Source organism: Alkalimonas collagenimarina, assembly GCF_030717845.1.
Lineage (GTDB): Bacteria > Pseudomonadota > Gammaproteobacteria > Enterobacterales > Alteromonadaceae > Alkalimonas > Alkalimonas collagenimarina.
Genome location: NZ_JAUZVZ010000014.1, coordinates 92,536 through 108,175, shown reverse-complemented (window position 1 = coordinate 108,175; position 15,640 = coordinate 92,536). Strand labels below are relative to the sequence as shown.

Genomic DNA, 15,640 nt, shown 5'->3' with positions numbered 1-15,640 from the left:
ATTGTTGTATGAGCTATTTGCTGTATGAACGAAAAGTGCTGCAAAGTCGGCTTAATGAGCATTCAAGCGTCTTGCAGCAGCTGCAATTCGATATTTCGTCGCGACGCGCCGATATGACGACGCATCAATAAATCGGCTAACTCACCATCGCGATTGGCAATGGCATTGATAATGGCTTTGTGTTCATCGAAGGCGCGCGATACCCGGGGGCCATTCATGCCCATCTGCACGCGATACATGCGAACCAGAAAGTATAGCTCATCGCATAATATATTGATTAAATAAGGGTTTTTACTACCAATGATAATGCGATAATGAAAATCAAGATCGCCCGCTTCCTGGTAGTAACTTTCCCCTTCACGCACCCGCTGCGTAGTCAGATGCTGATCGAGTAATTGCTGTACCTGACTGATTTCATCATCCGACATCATCTCCGCGGCCAAGCGACACGCCATACCTTCTAAGGTCTCACGCAATTGATACAATGAGATTAAACCCTGAGGGGATAGCGTCACGACGCGAGCACCGGCATTAGGAATACGCTCAATCAAATGGCAGCGCTCTAGCCGTGCCAGCGCTTCGCGCAGCGGCGCCCGGCTTAAATCAAAGCGCCGCGCCAGCTCAGGCTCACTAATTTTACTGCCAGCGGCTATCTCACCTTCGACAATAGCGCGCTGTATTTCCAGCAACACCCGATCAGCCGCTGTAACAGGAACTCGCCAGCCGGGACTTTGCACCCTATGGTTTTCAGGCGTATTGTTTTGAGTCGAATGATGTTCAGGCATGGATTGTCGACATAAATTTCAGATATTGATGTTTTAGAAGGTTATACATGCTTTGTCAAGCTGGTGGCAATACATATTGTCGACAATAACACCAAAGTTGTAGAGCTGAGTTGACAGTCGGCTCTCCCCGGCTAACACCAGAGTATCGGGTTTTGTCTGGCAGTCGCCTGGCATACAGTGCAGAGTCACTAAGAAAAACTGATCTAGCCGCGCTTTTCGACTACAATAGCGCCCATTACCACTCAGCCAGATGAGCTCTATGACCGAAGTAAACAGCAAGACTCCCAATTACCCTATCGTGACGCTGGCAAAAGATCGGGAAAAAGCCTTAAACCGCCGCCACCCATGGATATTCTCCAAAGCCGTGCATGCCGTCAAAGGCACGCCGAATGCGGGCGATACCGTCGATGTGGTCAGCTTCGATCAAACGTGGTTATGCCGGGCGTCTTACTCACCAAAATCTCAAATTCGTTTGCGCTTATGGAGCACCGATCAGCACGAACTGATCAACGCTGAGTTCTTTCAGCGTCGCATAGCTAAGGCTGCCACACTGCGTGAACAGCTGTTTGCCGGCCAGGATACCAGCGGCTATCGTCTAGTCGCGGCAGAGTCGGATGCTCTGCCGGGCATTACCATTGATCGCTACGCCGATGTATTGGTGTGTCAGTTGTTATCAGCAGGTGCTGAGGCCAATAGAAAAAAAATTGTGGCTGCTCTGGTCGCTCTGTATCCAGAGTGCAGTATTTATGAGCGCTCGGATGTGGATGTCCGTAAAAAAGAAGGTTTAGAGCCTCGCTCAGGCTGGTTGCACAAGCCACTGGATAGCACCGAAGTAGCGATGCGGGAGCATGGCATGACGGTATTAGTCGATGTGGCTGAAGGCCATAAAACCGGTTTTTATCTGGATCAACGTGATAACCGCAGCAAAGTACGCGCGCTCGCCAATGGAAAAACAGTACTGAATTGCTTTAGTTACACCGGTACCTTTGGTGTTGCTGCTTTGCAAGGCGGCGCTCGTCACGTCACCAATGTTGATATGTCTGATACGGCTCTGGCACTATCTGAACGCCATACCGAGCTAAACGGCCTGAATCGTGATCAAGTCAGTCATGTGAAACAAGATGTGTTTAAACTGCTGCGCCAATACAAAGAGGAAGGCAAGCAGTTTGATCTGTTGATCCTCGACCCGCCAAAATTTGCCGACAACAAATCACAACTGATGGGCGCTTGCCGGGGTTACAAAGACATTAACCGGGTGGCCATGCAGTTGGTCAAACCGGGTGGTTTGCTGCTGACCTTCTCCTGCTCTGGTCTGATGGAAGATAGCTTGTTTCAAAAAGTAGTGGCCGATGCTGCGCTAGATGCACATCGCGATTGCCAATTTATTGAGCGCTTGCAACAAGCCAGCGATCATCCGGTGGCAAGCTACTATCCGGAAGGCCATTACTTAAAAGGCTTGGTTTGCTACTTGCCCTAACAAAAGTGCAGACAGGCTTTAAAATACGATAAACACCCTGAAATCCACACTTTTTCAGGGTGTTTCTCTTTTCTGCCAAATGCTATGCTAACGACCCTTTTTTCACTCCATTACTCAGGACTTTCATGAAAACATTTGTTTATGCTTCCGTGGCAGTAGTGATGATGACTGCATCAATGCTCAGTGCCTCGCTCTCGGCTGATGATTGGCAGTTAGATTCAGAGCAATCCCGGTTGGATTTTGTTTCATTAAAAAATGATACTGTAGCTGAAGTGAATCAGTTCACCACACTCAAAGGCAGCTGGGCCAGCGATGGAGCCCTCAGCATCGAAATTCCGGTTTCTGGCTTAGCCACCCATATTTTTATGCGTGATGATCGAATATGGCAATATTTGCTAAAAGCCGATGATTACCCGTTAATCACCGCAACAGGTCAGGTTGATCCGACGATAGTGGCTGATTTAGCGGTTAATAACAGCAAAAGTATGCGGGTACCGCTGCAACTGACGATTGTTGAGCAAACCGTCACGGTATCGGCTGAAGTGCTGGTTACCCGGTTAGCTGACGACAGCCTGCTGGTCAACACGCAAGCGCCTGTTATGCTCAACGCAGAACAATTTGGTTTGGTAGACGGTTTGAACCGATTGCGTGATCTGGCAGCACTGCAAAACATCAACCCGATGGTGCCAGTGACCTTTAGTGTGCGCTTTAGCCAATAACAAAGCACCATGGGGTTTACCCCCATGGCGACTAGTTAATTCATATCAATAAAGGCCAGACCGAGCTGGTAACAGTCGTTATTCTCCTGGCCACAGCGCATCACTTTTGCAGTGGCGTCCAGTGGTGGCACGCTGTTGTTGGCCGATTCGAGCTTCACCCGTATCATGGTGCCAATTTCGAGTGGCTCGTTGACATCGACCGACATGCCTGATGCACTCAAATCGCGGCAAATGCCATCAACACTGCGCCCTGCTTCAGGATCATTTATAAATAATTGTACATCTGCATTAACCATCATGCGGTAAAAATGCCGATTATCGCTTTGGTTTAACATCGCTTCCCCCGGGCTGGTCCCTGCTTAGTGGTAATTCTCACTGGCTTAGTGATAAATCTCAATGTTAGTTATAAATCTTTCCACTGTAGCTGTAAAGCGGCTATTTCAGTTCCGCGATGGCGTGCAGCACTCGCTTTAATGAAATCGGATAGGCGGTACCCAACGTCTGTGCAAATAACGACACCTTTAATTCTTCTATCATCCAGCGAATATCAGCAACCGGTTGCGGTACCACAGCGGCTGTCTGGTACTGGCCTTTCAGTTGCTGCCAGGCCTCTTCAGCACGCTGATACTCATGCATCATCAAGCGATCGCGATGCGGATCGATCGGCAGCTTTTCTAACCGTTTTTCCATCGCTTTGACATAACGCAGGATATCATCCAGCCGCTTGGCGCCATGCTGGCTAACAAAGCCTTTGAAAAGCAACTGCTCCAGATGCTGTTTTACTTCGGCTTGCGCTTGCACATGAGCTAAATCGACCTTGCCTTTTAAACGTTTTTGAATGGCATGTGCCTGCGATAAAATTTGCTCTACTTTTAGCGCAATGGCCAGCACCTGCTCACCAAGCTCTGCGCGCACCCGCTCTTTAATAGCCAGAAACTCACTTTGATTGGTCGGTAAAGGCTGCTCGGTCAGCATGGCATCCACCGCTGCGGCGATGCAATCATCAATCAGCTCCATCACCTTACCAAAGGGATTAAAATACAGCCCTAGTTTGGCTTTATTGGGCAATGAATCCTGCAGATATTTTACCGGCGACGGGATATTCAGCAGCACCAAACGACGAAGGCCAAGTAAGGTGGTTTGCCGTGCTTGCTCAGCATGATCGAGTAGTTTAATCGAGACGGAGTCCTTATCGTCCACCAAAGCAGGATAGGCTTTGATCTCATACCCCGCTTGCAACTGCACGTACTCGGCAGGTAAGTGACCAAAGCTCCATTCAGTGATCTGTTGCTGCTCGATATCAGGCTCTGCTACCTCGCTTAAGGTTTGCTGCACATCGCCTTGCAATTGCTGCTTCAACAGAGCAAGCGATCGCCCCTGCTTAAGCACCTTGCCTTTGGCGTCTGTCACCTTAAAATTCATCGTTAAATGCGGCGGTATACTGCTCAGATCCCAGGCATCATCAGGGATAGTGCTGCCCGACATGCGCCGCAACTGATTGGTGATGGCATCCAGTAACTTGCCCTGCCCCGGTACCAGCGCTTGCAACAGCGCATCGGCGTAATTGGGGGCTGGTACAAATTGGCGGCGGTACTGCTTTGGTAGTGACTTGATGAGCGCTACCAGTAGCTCATGCAATAAACCTGGGATCAGCCAGTCAAAGCCAACATCGTCGATTTGATTGAGCAATGCCAGCGGTAGTAATACACTCACCCCATCATCGACTTCTCCCGGCGCGAAATGATACTCCAGCGGCAACTTCAAATTACCCTGACGCCAGATCTCAGGAAAACGGCCAGCATCTAAATCGGCATCGCGCTTACGCAATTGCTCAGGGTCAAAATTCAGGAACTGCTTATCGACTTTGCGCTGCAACTTCCACCACTTGGCAAAATCATTGCGATTGTTAGCATCCAGCGGTACTTTTTCGGCATAAAATGCCACCAAGTCTTCTTCATCCACCAAAATATCGCGGCGGCGGCTCTTATCTTCCAGCGCGATGACTTCATCCAGCAGCAACCGGTTATGGGCTAAGAAGGCTTCGTTCAAGCCCAGTTGTTCATGCACCAGCGCCTCGCGGATAAAGATCTGATGACTGGTCGCTACATCAATTTTACTAAATTGCACTGGCCGTTTGGCCACCACTATCACGCCATACAAGCTGACTTGCTCAAAGGCGATGACAGCACCGCGCTTTTTCTGCCAGTGCGGTTCGCTGTAGCTGCGGCTCACCAGGTGCCCGGCCAGAGGCTCAATCCATTCGGGCTCAATCTTCGCTAAGGTCCGGGCATACAGCTTGGAGGTCTCCACCCACTCTGAGGCCATGACCCACTTGGGTTTTCGTTTAAATAAATGGCTGCCAGGAAAGGCGTAAAAGCGAGTTTGCCGCGGACCAAGGTAATCGGCATCGGCATCTTTGCTGCCTATTTGCCCCAACAACCCCGCCAGCAAGCTGCGATGAATGGACGCATAGTCGGCCACTTGTTGATTGACGGTAAAGCCCAGCTCTTGCATCAGTTGCTGCAGCTGATAATACAAATCTTGCCACTCCCGGACCCGCAGGTAGTTCAGCAACTCAGTTTTACACAGTTTGCGGAACTGATTCTGGCTCAACTCGTCCTGCTGCTGTTGCAGGTACTGCCACAGTTTAAGATAACTGACAAAATCGGAGTCTTGATCGGCAAACCGACTGTGCAGCTCATCAGCTTTTTGTTGTTTCTCCAGTGGGCGCTCGCGCGGGTCCTGAATCGATAAAGCCGCCACTATCACCAGCACTTCTTGCACCGCTTGCTGTTTAGGCGCCTCCAGCAACATACGCGCCAGTCGTGGGTCAATCGGCAAACGAGCCAGCTGTTGACCCAGCGGCGTCATTTGAAGCTGGCCATGCCGGCGTTTGATATCAACTGCGCTTAGCTCTTCCAGTAATTTAATGCCATCGTTGACGAAACGGCTGTCCGGACGCTGTAAAAAAGGGAAATCATCGATGCTACCCAAGCGCAACGACAACATTTGCAGAATGACCGAGGCTAAGTTAGTTCGTAGAATTTCCGGATCAGTAAACTCCGGCCGCGCCAGAAAATCCTCTTCGCTGTACAACCGAATACAAATACCCGCCGCAACACGTCCACATCGGCCTTTACGCTGATTGGCACTGGCCTGACTGATGGCCTCGATTGGCAACTGCTGTACTTTAGAGCGATAACTGTAACGAGAAATACGGGCGGTGCCAGGGTCAATCACGTAACGAATGCCAGGGACGGTTAACGAGGTTTCGGCCACATTGGTGGCGAGCACGATGCGCCGGCCCGGATGCGACTGAAACACTCTATTTTGCTCGCCAGCACTCAGCCGTGAATACAACGGCAGAATTTCGGTATGCGGTAAATTGAGTTTTTGCAGTGCATCGGCCGTATCACGAATTTCCCGCTCGCCGTTAAGAAATACCAGAATATCGCCCGGTGGCTCTCGGTACAGCTCTTCTACAGCATCAAATAACCCCTGCAGCTGATCACGATCTTTATCTTCTTGCTCCAGCCCCGGCCGGTAACGTACTTCCACCGGATAGGTACGCCCTGATACCTCAATCACCGGCGCATCATTAAAGTGCTTGGAAAAGCGTTGCGGATCAATGGTGGCCGAAGTGATGATCACCTTGAGATCAGGCCGTTTCGGTAGCAGCTGTTTTAAATAGCCAAGTAAAAAATCAATATTAAGGCTGCGCTCATGCGCTTCGTCAATAATAATGGTGTCGTATTGGTTTAAAAAGCGATCCTGCTGCATTTCTGCCAGCAATACCCCGTCGGTCATCAACTTCACCAGAGTATGCTCGGAGGTGTGATCACCAAAGCGGATTTTAAAGCCGACCTCTTTGCCTTGCTCACAGCTCAGCTCTTCTGCGATGCGATTGCTTACACTTCGGGCGGCTAAACGTCGGGGTTGAGTATGGCCTATCATACCAGCTACACCCCGGCCTAACTCCAAACAGATCTTGGGGATCTGCGTGGTTTTGCCGGAACCAGTTTCGCCTGCGATCACCACCAATTGATGCTTAGCAATGGCAGCTTTGATGTCGTCTTTTTTGCCGACCACCGGCAGTTCAGCCGGGTAATTTAAATCAAGCGTTTTAGCGGCGCGAAGCGCACGTAGCGCACAGGATCTCTCTAGCTCTTCAGCTATACGAGTTAAAGCCTTGGCTCTTTTGTTGTCATCGGTAATTTTTTTTAAGCCATGCAAGCGTTTACGCAAGCGATATTGATCTTTTTGCATGGCATGCGTTAAGCGAGCATGGCACTTTGATAGCGAGACGGAGTTGGAGTCAGACAAAAGAAAACGCCCTCAACAGAATGAGGGCGCTATGCTAGCAAGTTCAGTCAAAAGATTACACCACTTTGCGATAATGCGAATTCATTTCTTTATCAATCGCCGCCAGCACATGAGTTCGGGTAATAATGCCAAGCAGATGGCCATCGTCATCGACCACCGGATATAGTTTTGGTTTGGTTTTTAACATGGTCTGGGCAAGATCTATAATACTGTCATATGCTTTTACCGTCAGCACCTCCGTTTGCATAATATCACTGACATGCGCCACTTGCTGGTCGTGATAAGCCGACTTGAGCATTAACGCCAAGCAATCTTGCTCCGAGACAAAGCCAATCACTTTATTGCGCGTATCGACGACAGGCCCACCGGTTTGATTACTGATGGTCAGGCGATCCGCTGCCAACTCTACCGTCATCTCAGCTTGAAACGTGACTGGATGGGTGTTCATGTAATCGCCAATTTTTAATAAATCCATAATTCCCCCAATGACTACAACACTCACCTTAAGCCTAGCTCATTCTGAGTCATTTGCTGCTATTTCAGCGCGATATTTTTACAACTCATACGAGCCTATCGCGCTGAAAACCCGCAGATTATTCTTCACTGTCGGCAAAAATAGCAGTGACGGTATCTTGAGTGTTACTGCGCATAGCGCGATACATACCTTGGGTATTAAAGGTCCAGCTCAATTCACCTTTGGCATCGACTACTATCACGCCGCCGGTGCCACCGGCCGCATGCATCTGGCCATGCACCACCTGCTCAGCCGCTTCAACAGCAGAGATCCCTTGGTACTTGACCCGGGCACAAATATCGGACGCCACATTAAAGCGAATAAAGTACTCGCCATGGCCGGTGCCGGATACCGCACAGCTGCTGTTATCGGCATAGTTACCGGCCCCAATCACCGGTACATCCCCAACCCGGCCATAGCGTTTGCCCGTCATCCCACCGGTCGAGGTTGCTGCCGCCAGATTGCCTGCTTTATCGATGGCCACCGCACCAACAGTGCCCATATTCCAATTGGGATCCCGTACATGGGCCTGATGGGGCAAGGCTTGTTCAGCGGCTTTCATGCGTTGTAGCGCTTCGTAACGAAACTCGGTATTAAAGTAGCTGTTATCGACCAGCTCCAGTTGCTGTTCTTTGGCAAACTGCTCGGCTCCCGCGCCCGCCAGCATCACATGTACCGATTCGGTCATAATTTTTTCAGCCAGCAAAATAGGATTCTTGACGTTAGTTACCCCCGCCACTGCACCTGCATTCAAATTGGCGCCCTCCATAATGGATGCATCCAGTTCATGGTGCTCATCCCAGGTGTACACAGCACCTTTACCGGCATTAAATAGTGGTGAGTCTTCCATGATGGTGACAGCTTTCAGTGTGGCTTCAACACTGGTACCGCCGTTGGCGAGCACTTCATAGCCCTGCTCTACCGCATCACGCAACACCGCATGGTAGGCTTGCTCTTGTTCAGCCGTCATACTCGCCCGGTCGATGGTGCCAGCACCGCCATGGATCACTAAACCAATAGGGCTGTCAGCCCAAGCTGTTGAAGAAAGTCCTACAGCCAGACTGGCTGCAATCAATGAAAGTCGCATAAGTAGGTGTACCCTGTTGTTGTTATGAATCCCCCATTTGTAACCGATTTAGCGCGCACTGACAAATGAATGCGTTTGATATTTTATACGCGTGCTGAAAAATAACTTGCGATGGATCAAGGCTGTGTTATCACCAAGGCGCTATGATCCAAGCGTTCTTTCGAACGATCAGACACCAACCTTGTCTGCTGACATTTTAGCGCCGCTTGCCGGCGCTTTTTTTATCAAAAAAACCGACTGTAAGAGAAAAACATCTGAAAGCCCCGGCGTCTGTCGGTAAGAGGACTGTCTGCAATGCTATCACCGTACCAGCGGTGCTCTAACCCTAAACGCGTCATACCACCGGCAAAGATAGGGGTAGCGAAGGATACGCCTGCCCCGTAATTGATCACACTACCTGCCCGATAAGCAGGCCGCTGTGCAGTAGCTTCGTCTGGGCGAACACCATAGTAGTAATCGACTAACTTGCTATCCGAGTGATACAGGCTGAGCTTCGGCTCGATAAAAAATGGGCCCGTCTGATAAAAGTAACCGACGGATGAGCTAATTTCATAGCCATTGGAGTTATTTAATGCATCAGCAAGTATAGCTACTTCATAACGCCAGTTTTGGTTATTCAATTGAATGCCAGCTCCAACATCCATCGATGTTTTACGCTTTTCCATGCCAGCAAAAACCGGGCTGTCGGATTCATCGACACCGGCAAAGCGCGGTGCTAATCGCAGTGATACCGTCATATGCTCATCTTTTATGACATCGAAACTCACAAAGGGGCCATACACCGACAACCGCTCACCGCGATAACCAACAATAGGGATAGGCACCACACGACGGCGATAATCTTGGTACAGCTCCTGATTCAAGCCCACACCAACCCCATAGATAAAGCCGCGAGGCTCTGTGCGAACTTGCTGGTTTGTTGCATCAGCATGCACCGTAAAACTGCTGAGCGTGATGACCATGGCACTTAGAGACCATGGTAGATATCGAGAAGTCATAGCGAAGCCTTGATTAAAATGGTTTGATTACAATAAAGCAGGGTTTAATTGCCAAATGCTCCAGTTCAGCACAGTGGCAAAACTAACCCATAACAGGTAAGGCAATAACAGCACTGCTGCTAATCGGCTGTGCGACCAAAACAACCGTATGGTCATAAGGATCAACAGCCACAACAACACAATATTAACCAGAGCACCAGCACCCTGATACCAGGCAAAGAACAACCAGCTCCAGAGCGCGTTAACAACCAAATGCATACCATACAGCTGCAATGCTCTGGCCGTTTGGCTAAAAGCGCCACTGCGCCATACCAACCAGGCCGCAACAGCCATCAAGGTATAAAGCAGGCTCCAAACCGGACCGAATAGCCAACCAGGAGGAGCCCATTCAGGCAACTGCAGCTCACGATAAAACTGTGGGGCATTCAAAGAGCCAATACTACCAATGGCCGCAGCCAAATAAGTGATGAGCAACAACAGCAATAAAGCGCTTCCCTGTTGCCACCACGAATAACGAACCATGCTTGTCGCCATAGGTTAGCAAATCCTTTCAATTCATAACGTAAAAAGATGTTACGAGTAGTTACGCTCTACCGCCCACTTCGATCACTTGCTCATAATTTGTCTGGTTTGCTGTTCGCGAAATTGCTGTGGGGCTATCCCTTGTTGGCGGCGAAACGCACGCCCAAAGTTCGCCGCATCCGCATAGCCGAGCAAATAACCAATTTGTTGTACTGGTAATGCCGTAGTGAGCAAATACTGTGACGCCATCTGCTGACGCCAATCATCTACCAGACATTGATAACTGGTGTCCTCTTCAGCCAGACGTCGTCGCAGCGTGCGACTGGAGACGGCAAACTCCGCCGCGACCTGTTCAATACCAGGGATACGGCCCTTGGTTCGGCCTAGCATCAGGCGAATTAAACCAGCCATGCTTTGTTGCTGCTGCCAATGCTGCAGCTCTTGCTCACACTGGGCAGTCAATTGTGCTTTGACCTGCTGATCGGCCCATGGCGATGCCAGCGCTAAATCATCAACCGAAAAAATCAACTTATGTTCAGCTTTCTCAAAGCCTACCTTGCAAGGGAAGAAAGCCTGATAAAGCTCACTGTGCTGCGGCTGTTGAAAGGCCAATTCGACTTGCTGTATCCGGTACTGATGACCGGACACAAACTCCAGCATGGCATGCAAGGCCACGGTAAAAGTTTCAACAACAAAAAGACGGATATCCGCCAATGGGTGCAACTCGGTGAGCACCAGATACACACTGCGCTGATGCCGCTGCATACTGACACGCAGCAAGGGACTTCGGGTCGATGTAAACTTGCAAAGCAGTTCAATCCCTTCCTGCAGGTTGCGACTGCTCATGGTGGCCAACCCCAACAGGCCATGTGTGGTGATAGTAAGCTGGCTGCCCAGATACAAACCCAAAGCAGGCTCTTGAGTTTCTGCACAACTGCTACGAATAATGGCTTGAAATTGTGGCCAACTGAGCGATGCATTCAATTGCCCGGTATCCTGTATAGATAAGCCTGCAGCAGCCAGTATAGCGCTGGGGTTGCCGCCACGGCTTTTCACCAGGTCGAGTAGGTTTCGCAGGTAATGTCGCGGCAAATACACTTCATTCGTGACGCTTCGTTTGGTCATCGTATCCTTTGCCTTCATCACCCCTATCTTCTGAGTGTAACGCATTAGCCGGGGGAAACTAACTATCTGGCCTAAAATGACCAGAAGCTGTCTGCTAATGCCATATCGCTTTCATCATTCTCGCCTTAGGCTTAACCTAACTCATAATCCGTGGATTGACCTGATGTTTCACTATGCCAAATTCAGTTTGTTTCATGTCCTGACCCTGCCCTTCTTGATCGGTATCACGCTGGGTACTTATTGGATGTCGCTTGGGCTGGTGTCTGTGGTAACGGTGGTGGTATTTGGCGATCTGCTGGCTGGTGATGATCACAGTGAGCCCGAGTATCAACAACCTTGGCTGCTCAACCTACTGCTGTACAGCTCATTGCTATTTATCTTGCTTATTTTTGCTGCATTACTCTGGAGTGTAGCCAGCACGGATCTGTTTGGCTATGGCCAATGGATACAGCAGTGGACTGGCTTTGATGCCTTGTCTGCTCGAAATGCCAATCAATGGTGGCACTTTGTACCGGTTGGCTTGGGTGCTGGCTTGCTGATTGCCATGGTCGGTACTGTGCCTGCACACGAACTCACGCACCGTACCTCAGATCGGATGGCGATGCTGGTTGGCCGCTGGTTGTTAGCATTTAGCTGGGATAGCTCTTTTGCCATTGAGCATGTGTATGGGCACCATCGCTATGTAGGTACCAAGCGCGACCCCGCCACTGCGCCACGAGGACGAAGTGTCTACCGGCATATTCTGTTATCCACCCTGCTTGGCAACAAAAGTGCCTGGGCCATCGAGCAGCAACGTTTAACGCGCCTTAAGCAATCAACAGTGGGTCACCACAATCGTTTTTTACGCGGCATAATGATGTCGTTGCTACTCAGTATGCTGGCCTATGTGCTGGCTGATTGGCAGGGCCTGCTGCTGTTTACGCTCTGTGCTTTACTGGCCAAAACCACGCTTGAAGTGGTCAATTACATTGAGCATTACGGCATCGTTCGTCAGCCTAATACACCCGTACGGCCCTACCATAGTTGGAATACCACCAAGCGCATCAGCAGCTGGGCTAGCTTTAACCTCACCCGGCACTCACACCATCACGCCCGGGCGCAACTGCCGTTTTATCAACTCAAAGCCTACCCTGAAGCACCAAGTTTACCCACCGGCTACCTTGGCTCCATGCTGCTGGCACTGATACCACCGCTCTGGTTTCGCTTTATGGCGCCAAAGCTAAAGCAATGGGATCAACAGTACGCAGAAACAGACCAGCTTTAGATTAGGATTAGAATACCAGGCTGTTTTTCAGGTATGCTGGTTGCCTTTGTAGCAACCGGCATGGTTTTTCTGATGCACAATAGTTTCCAATTTCCAGCGGACTTGCCTTACTCGCAAGCTTGTGAAAACAACAAAGCGCCGATCCTATCGGTGATAAAGCCTGCTTTTGCACATTGCAAACGCGTGCTCGAAGTCGGTAGCGGTACTGGCCAACATGCCGTTTACTTTGCCAGCCAACTGCCACAATTGGTTTGGCAATGCAGCGACCAACCAGCCTACCTGGCCGATTTACAGCGCCGTTTAAAGCACCAAGCAGCCGATAACCTTCCTGCCGCGCTGCCACTGGATATTCGACAAAGCGACTGGTCAGAGCCAGCAGCAGATGGAGTATTTACGGCCAATACCTTGCACATTATGTCGTGGCAGGTGGTGCAGCAGTTTTTTCAGCGGCTGGATAGTCTGGCAGCCAGCCAAGCAGAGTTATGTATTTATGGTCCATTTAACTATCAGGGCCAGTTCACCAGCGAGAGCAACCATCACTTTCATCACAGTTTGCAGCAACGCGACCCCGGCATGGGGATCCGCGATCAGGAAGCGATTTTGGAATTAGCGGCAGCGATTGGCTTTCAGCTACAAGCCGATCACAGCATGCCAGCAAACAACCGCTTGCTGCATTTCAGGCGTTAGTGGGTTGCCGATATTCGAGCCAGCTTGAGCAATCTCATCATGTTTATATTTTGGAGGGGGTGCTGAGCAAAAACCTGCGCAAATCTCTTTCAGAGCGCATAACATAAAGAATATAAACTTTATCCCCATCATGCTTATAGAAAACACGGCTAGGTTTCACGACAACTTCCCGGTAATTCAAGTGTTCAAGCTCCGGCGGCACACGACCTGAATCAGGGAAATCGGCTAAACGTTCAACTTTGCTGAAAAGCGTTTGAACCAACTGCTTGGCAGCGAATGCATTTTCAAGTGCAATGTACTCAGCGATATCGTTAAGATCCGATAAAGCAGGTTCAGTCCATACTACTTCAGCCATTTTGACATTTTGTCTTTAGCTTCGTTATGACTCACTACCTTGTCAGTAGCTATGGCACGCTCACCACGAGCAATCCCTTCAAGGATCGTTAGGCGATTTTGCATCGCTTCGTAATCGTCGACATCGATAAGGTATGCAGAGGGTTTGCCATGCTCGGTAATCAATACCGGCTCTTTGGTATAATGTAGATCCGCCAGGATCTTAGTCGCTTGACGTTTAAGTGAGGTCACTAATTCAACTTTCATAACAGCAGCTCCAAAAAAGCACACAAAGTGATACTATTCTATCACTTTGTGTTTAGCAAGGTTTGAAGCGGCTAGAGAATGACCTCCACTAATCACTTAACCGATAAGGCAACTGCTGTTTGGCATCGTCCATGTAGCGCTTAAGCATCTGCTGTTCATCGAGACAATACCGTTCAATCGCTGCAGACAACGGGCTGGCTTGAAAGCGGTAGAATCCACTGCGTAGCACCGGCTCAAAGCCGCGTTGTAACTTGTGCTCACCCTGAGCGCCGGCATCGAATTTCGCAAGCTGGTGTGCGATGCAATACTCGATGCCAGCGTAGTAGCAGGTTTCGAAGTGCAAAAAGTCATACTCTGCTGCGCAGCCCCAGTAACGACCATACAGGGTTTGCTCAGAACGAAAACACAGCGAGGCAGCAATCAATTGCTGCTGATGATAGGCTGCAAATACCACGATGCTATCACGCATATGCTGGCCCCAGCGCTGAAAAGTATCGGCAGTTAAGTACCCCAAATGGCCCGATCGCTTCAGATAGGTTTGCTGATAGAACCGTACGAACTGCTGCCAAAAGGCGTCATCCAGCTCAGTCCCTTGCAGGGTGCGGATGCTGATACCCTGCTCTGCTACCCGGGCACGTTCTTTTCGTATCTGCTTACGCTTACGTGAGGTAAAGGCTGCCAGAAAATCGCTAAAGCTCTTATAGCCGTTGTTGAGCCATTGAAACTGCACATCATAGCGCTGCAAGTAGCCCTGCTCAGCCCACCAACTTTGCTGCTTAGGATCAGGATACAGGCATTGCACATTGCTAAGCTGATAACGCTCGACCAGCTGTTGCATGCCGGCTTGCAGTAAGCCCATGACCTGTTGGCCAGAGGTATCGGCATGCAGACCAATGCGCGGCCCTTCGGCTGGTGTAAAAGGGATCGCCAGCACCAGCTTTGGGTAGTAACCCAGTCCGTGCTGTTGGTAGGCTTCAGCAATAGACCAATCAAACAGGTACTCACCGTAAGAATGCAATTTTATATAGGCAGGCATGGCTGCTATTAAGGTGTGCTCACGCCACAGCAATAGATACTGTGGTAGCCAGCCCGTTTTTCTACCAATACTGCCCCCCTGCTCTAAGGCCAGTAAAAAAGCATGCTGGGTAAAAGGATAATCGGCTGGGAATAAGGCATTCCATGCTTCGGCTGCGATCTCAGTCAATGAGCCAACGCACTTCAGCTGGTAAGGCGTTTCGTTAGCGGTTTGCTGAGCGTTCATGCAGACATTCATAGGAGCCCATTTCAAATTCCCGGCAGATCCAGGGACGGTTTTCATAGATGCTGCATTGCATGGTTTTTCGATCCAACGCCGAGCACCAGCCATCGGCTAAACGCAGCATGGTTTCACCACCCCAGTAGTCCACTGCAATGTGCTGCTTTGGCACGCCGGTTTCACTAATTAGCATCACTTCCAAACGGCAACAGCACGCCTGACAGTTGCTGCAGGCTACCTCTGCAACCGGTACATTTTGTATTTCAATGGTCATCGCATGCTTC

16 protein-coding genes are annotated in these 15,640 nt (G+C 50.0%); 4 read left to right on the top strand and 12 right to left on the bottom strand.

What is annotated here, in order from left to right; genetic code table 11:
- Positions 1–62 precede the first annotated feature (62 nt).
- On the bottom strand, positions 63–785 hold the full coding sequence (locus Q3O60_RS11385; RefSeq protein ID WP_305894057.1) for a GntR family transcriptional regulator: 723 nt from the start codon (positions 783–785) through the stop codon (positions 63–65).
- Positions 786–1,044: 259 nt separating this feature from the next.
- Here Q3O60_RS11385 and Q3O60_RS11380 point away from each other — a divergent pair, with 259 nt between their 5' ends.
- Positions 1,045–2,262: a class I SAM-dependent rRNA methyltransferase gene (locus Q3O60_RS11380; protein WP_305894056.1), complete on the top strand. Its 1,218-nt coding sequence runs from the start codon at positions 1,045–1,047 to the stop codon at positions 2,260–2,262.
- Between the two features lie 125 nt (positions 2,263–2,387).
- Entirely contained in the window at positions 2,388–2,981 is a 594-nt protein-coding gene (locus tag Q3O60_RS11375; RefSeq protein ID WP_305894055.1) for a YceI family protein, read from the top strand.
- Positions 2,982–3,016: 35 nt separating this feature from the next.
- On the opposite strand, the gene Q3O60_RS11370 is transcribed toward Q3O60_RS11375, so the two are convergent.
- From Q3O60_RS11370 to Q3O60_RS11340, 7 genes are all read right to left on the bottom strand, one after another.
- On the bottom strand, positions 3,017–3,316 hold the full coding sequence (locus Q3O60_RS11370; RefSeq protein WP_305894054.1) for a PilZ domain-containing protein: 300 nt from the start codon (positions 3,314–3,316) through the stop codon (positions 3,017–3,019).
- A 100-nt stretch (positions 3,317–3,416) separates the two neighbouring features.
- Complete coding sequence (hrpA, locus tag Q3O60_RS11365) at positions 3,417–7,304, bottom strand: ATP-dependent RNA helicase HrpA (RefSeq protein ID WP_305894053.1); 3,888 nt, start codon at positions 7,302–7,304, stop codon at positions 3,417–3,419.
- Positions 7,305–7,359: 55 nt separating this feature from the next.
- Complete coding sequence (locus Q3O60_RS11360) at positions 7,360–7,779, bottom strand: CBS domain-containing protein (RefSeq protein ID WP_305894052.1); 420 nt, start codon at positions 7,777–7,779, stop codon at positions 7,360–7,362.
- A gap of 118 nt (positions 7,780–7,897) precedes the next feature.
- Entirely contained in the window at positions 7,898–8,905 is a 1,008-nt protein-coding gene (locus Q3O60_RS11355; protein WP_305894051.1) for an isoaspartyl peptidase/L-asparaginase family protein, read from the bottom strand.
- 224 nt (positions 8,906–9,129) lie between these two features.
- The gene (locus Q3O60_RS11350; protein WP_305894050.1) at positions 9,130–9,903 is read right to left on the bottom strand and encodes a MipA/OmpV family protein; all 774 of its coding nucleotides are present in this window, start codon (positions 9,901–9,903) and stop codon (positions 9,130–9,132) included.
- A gap of 27 nt (positions 9,904–9,930) precedes the next feature.
- Positions 9,931–10,437: a TspO/MBR family protein gene (locus Q3O60_RS11345; RefSeq protein WP_305894049.1), complete on the bottom strand. Its 507-nt coding sequence runs from the start codon at positions 10,435–10,437 to the stop codon at positions 9,931–9,933.
- A 72-nt stretch (positions 10,438–10,509) separates the two neighbouring features.
- The gene (locus Q3O60_RS11340; protein ID WP_305894048.1) at positions 10,510–11,550 is read right to left on the bottom strand and encodes an AraC family transcriptional regulator; all 1,041 of its coding nucleotides are present in this window, start codon (positions 11,548–11,550) and stop codon (positions 10,510–10,512) included.
- A 163-nt stretch (positions 11,551–11,713) separates the two neighbouring features.
- Between Q3O60_RS11340 and Q3O60_RS11335 the strand changes: the two genes are divergently transcribed.
- The gene (locus Q3O60_RS11335; RefSeq protein WP_305894047.1) at positions 11,714–12,814 is read left to right on the top strand and encodes an alkane 1-monooxygenase; all 1,101 of its coding nucleotides are present in this window, start codon (positions 11,714–11,716) and stop codon (positions 12,812–12,814) included.
- A gap of 72 nt (positions 12,815–12,886) precedes the next feature.
- The gene (locus Q3O60_RS11330) at positions 12,887–13,501 is read left to right on the top strand and encodes a DUF938 domain-containing protein (protein ID WP_305894046.1); all 615 of its coding nucleotides are present in this window, start codon (positions 12,887–12,889) and stop codon (positions 13,499–13,501) included.
- Positions 13,502–13,544: 43 nt separating this feature from the next.
- Here Q3O60_RS11330 and Q3O60_RS11325 read toward each other — a convergent pair whose 3' ends face one another.
- The 4 genes from Q3O60_RS11325 to Q3O60_RS11310 all read right to left on the bottom strand — a co-directional run bounded on the left by Q3O60_RS11325 (position 13,545) and on the right by Q3O60_RS11310 (position 15,630).
- Positions 13,545–13,856 carry a type II toxin-antitoxin system RelE/ParE family toxin gene (locus tag Q3O60_RS11325; RefSeq protein ID WP_305894045.1) on the bottom strand — a complete coding sequence of 104 codons (312 nt, stop codon included), beginning with the start codon at positions 13,854–13,856 and terminating at the stop codon, positions 13,545–13,547.
- Positions 13,844–14,101, bottom strand: a complete 258-nt coding sequence (locus Q3O60_RS11320; protein ID WP_305894044.1) for a type II toxin-antitoxin system Phd/YefM family antitoxin — start codon at positions 14,099–14,101, stop codon at positions 13,844–13,846. Before Q3O60_RS11320 ends, Q3O60_RS11325 begins: the two co-directional genes overlap by 13 nt.
- 88 nt (positions 14,102–14,189) lie before the next feature.
- Complete coding sequence (locus Q3O60_RS11315; RefSeq protein WP_305894043.1) at positions 14,190–15,362, bottom strand: GNAT family N-acetyltransferase; 1,173 nt, start codon at positions 15,360–15,362, stop codon at positions 14,190–14,192.
- Positions 15,340–15,630 carry a YkgJ family cysteine cluster protein gene (locus Q3O60_RS11310; protein WP_305894042.1) on the bottom strand — a complete coding sequence of 97 codons (291 nt, stop codon included), beginning with the start codon at positions 15,628–15,630 and terminating at the stop codon, positions 15,340–15,342. Before Q3O60_RS11310 ends, Q3O60_RS11315 begins: the two co-directional genes overlap by 23 nt.
- Positions 15,631–15,640: the final 10 nt, after the last annotated feature.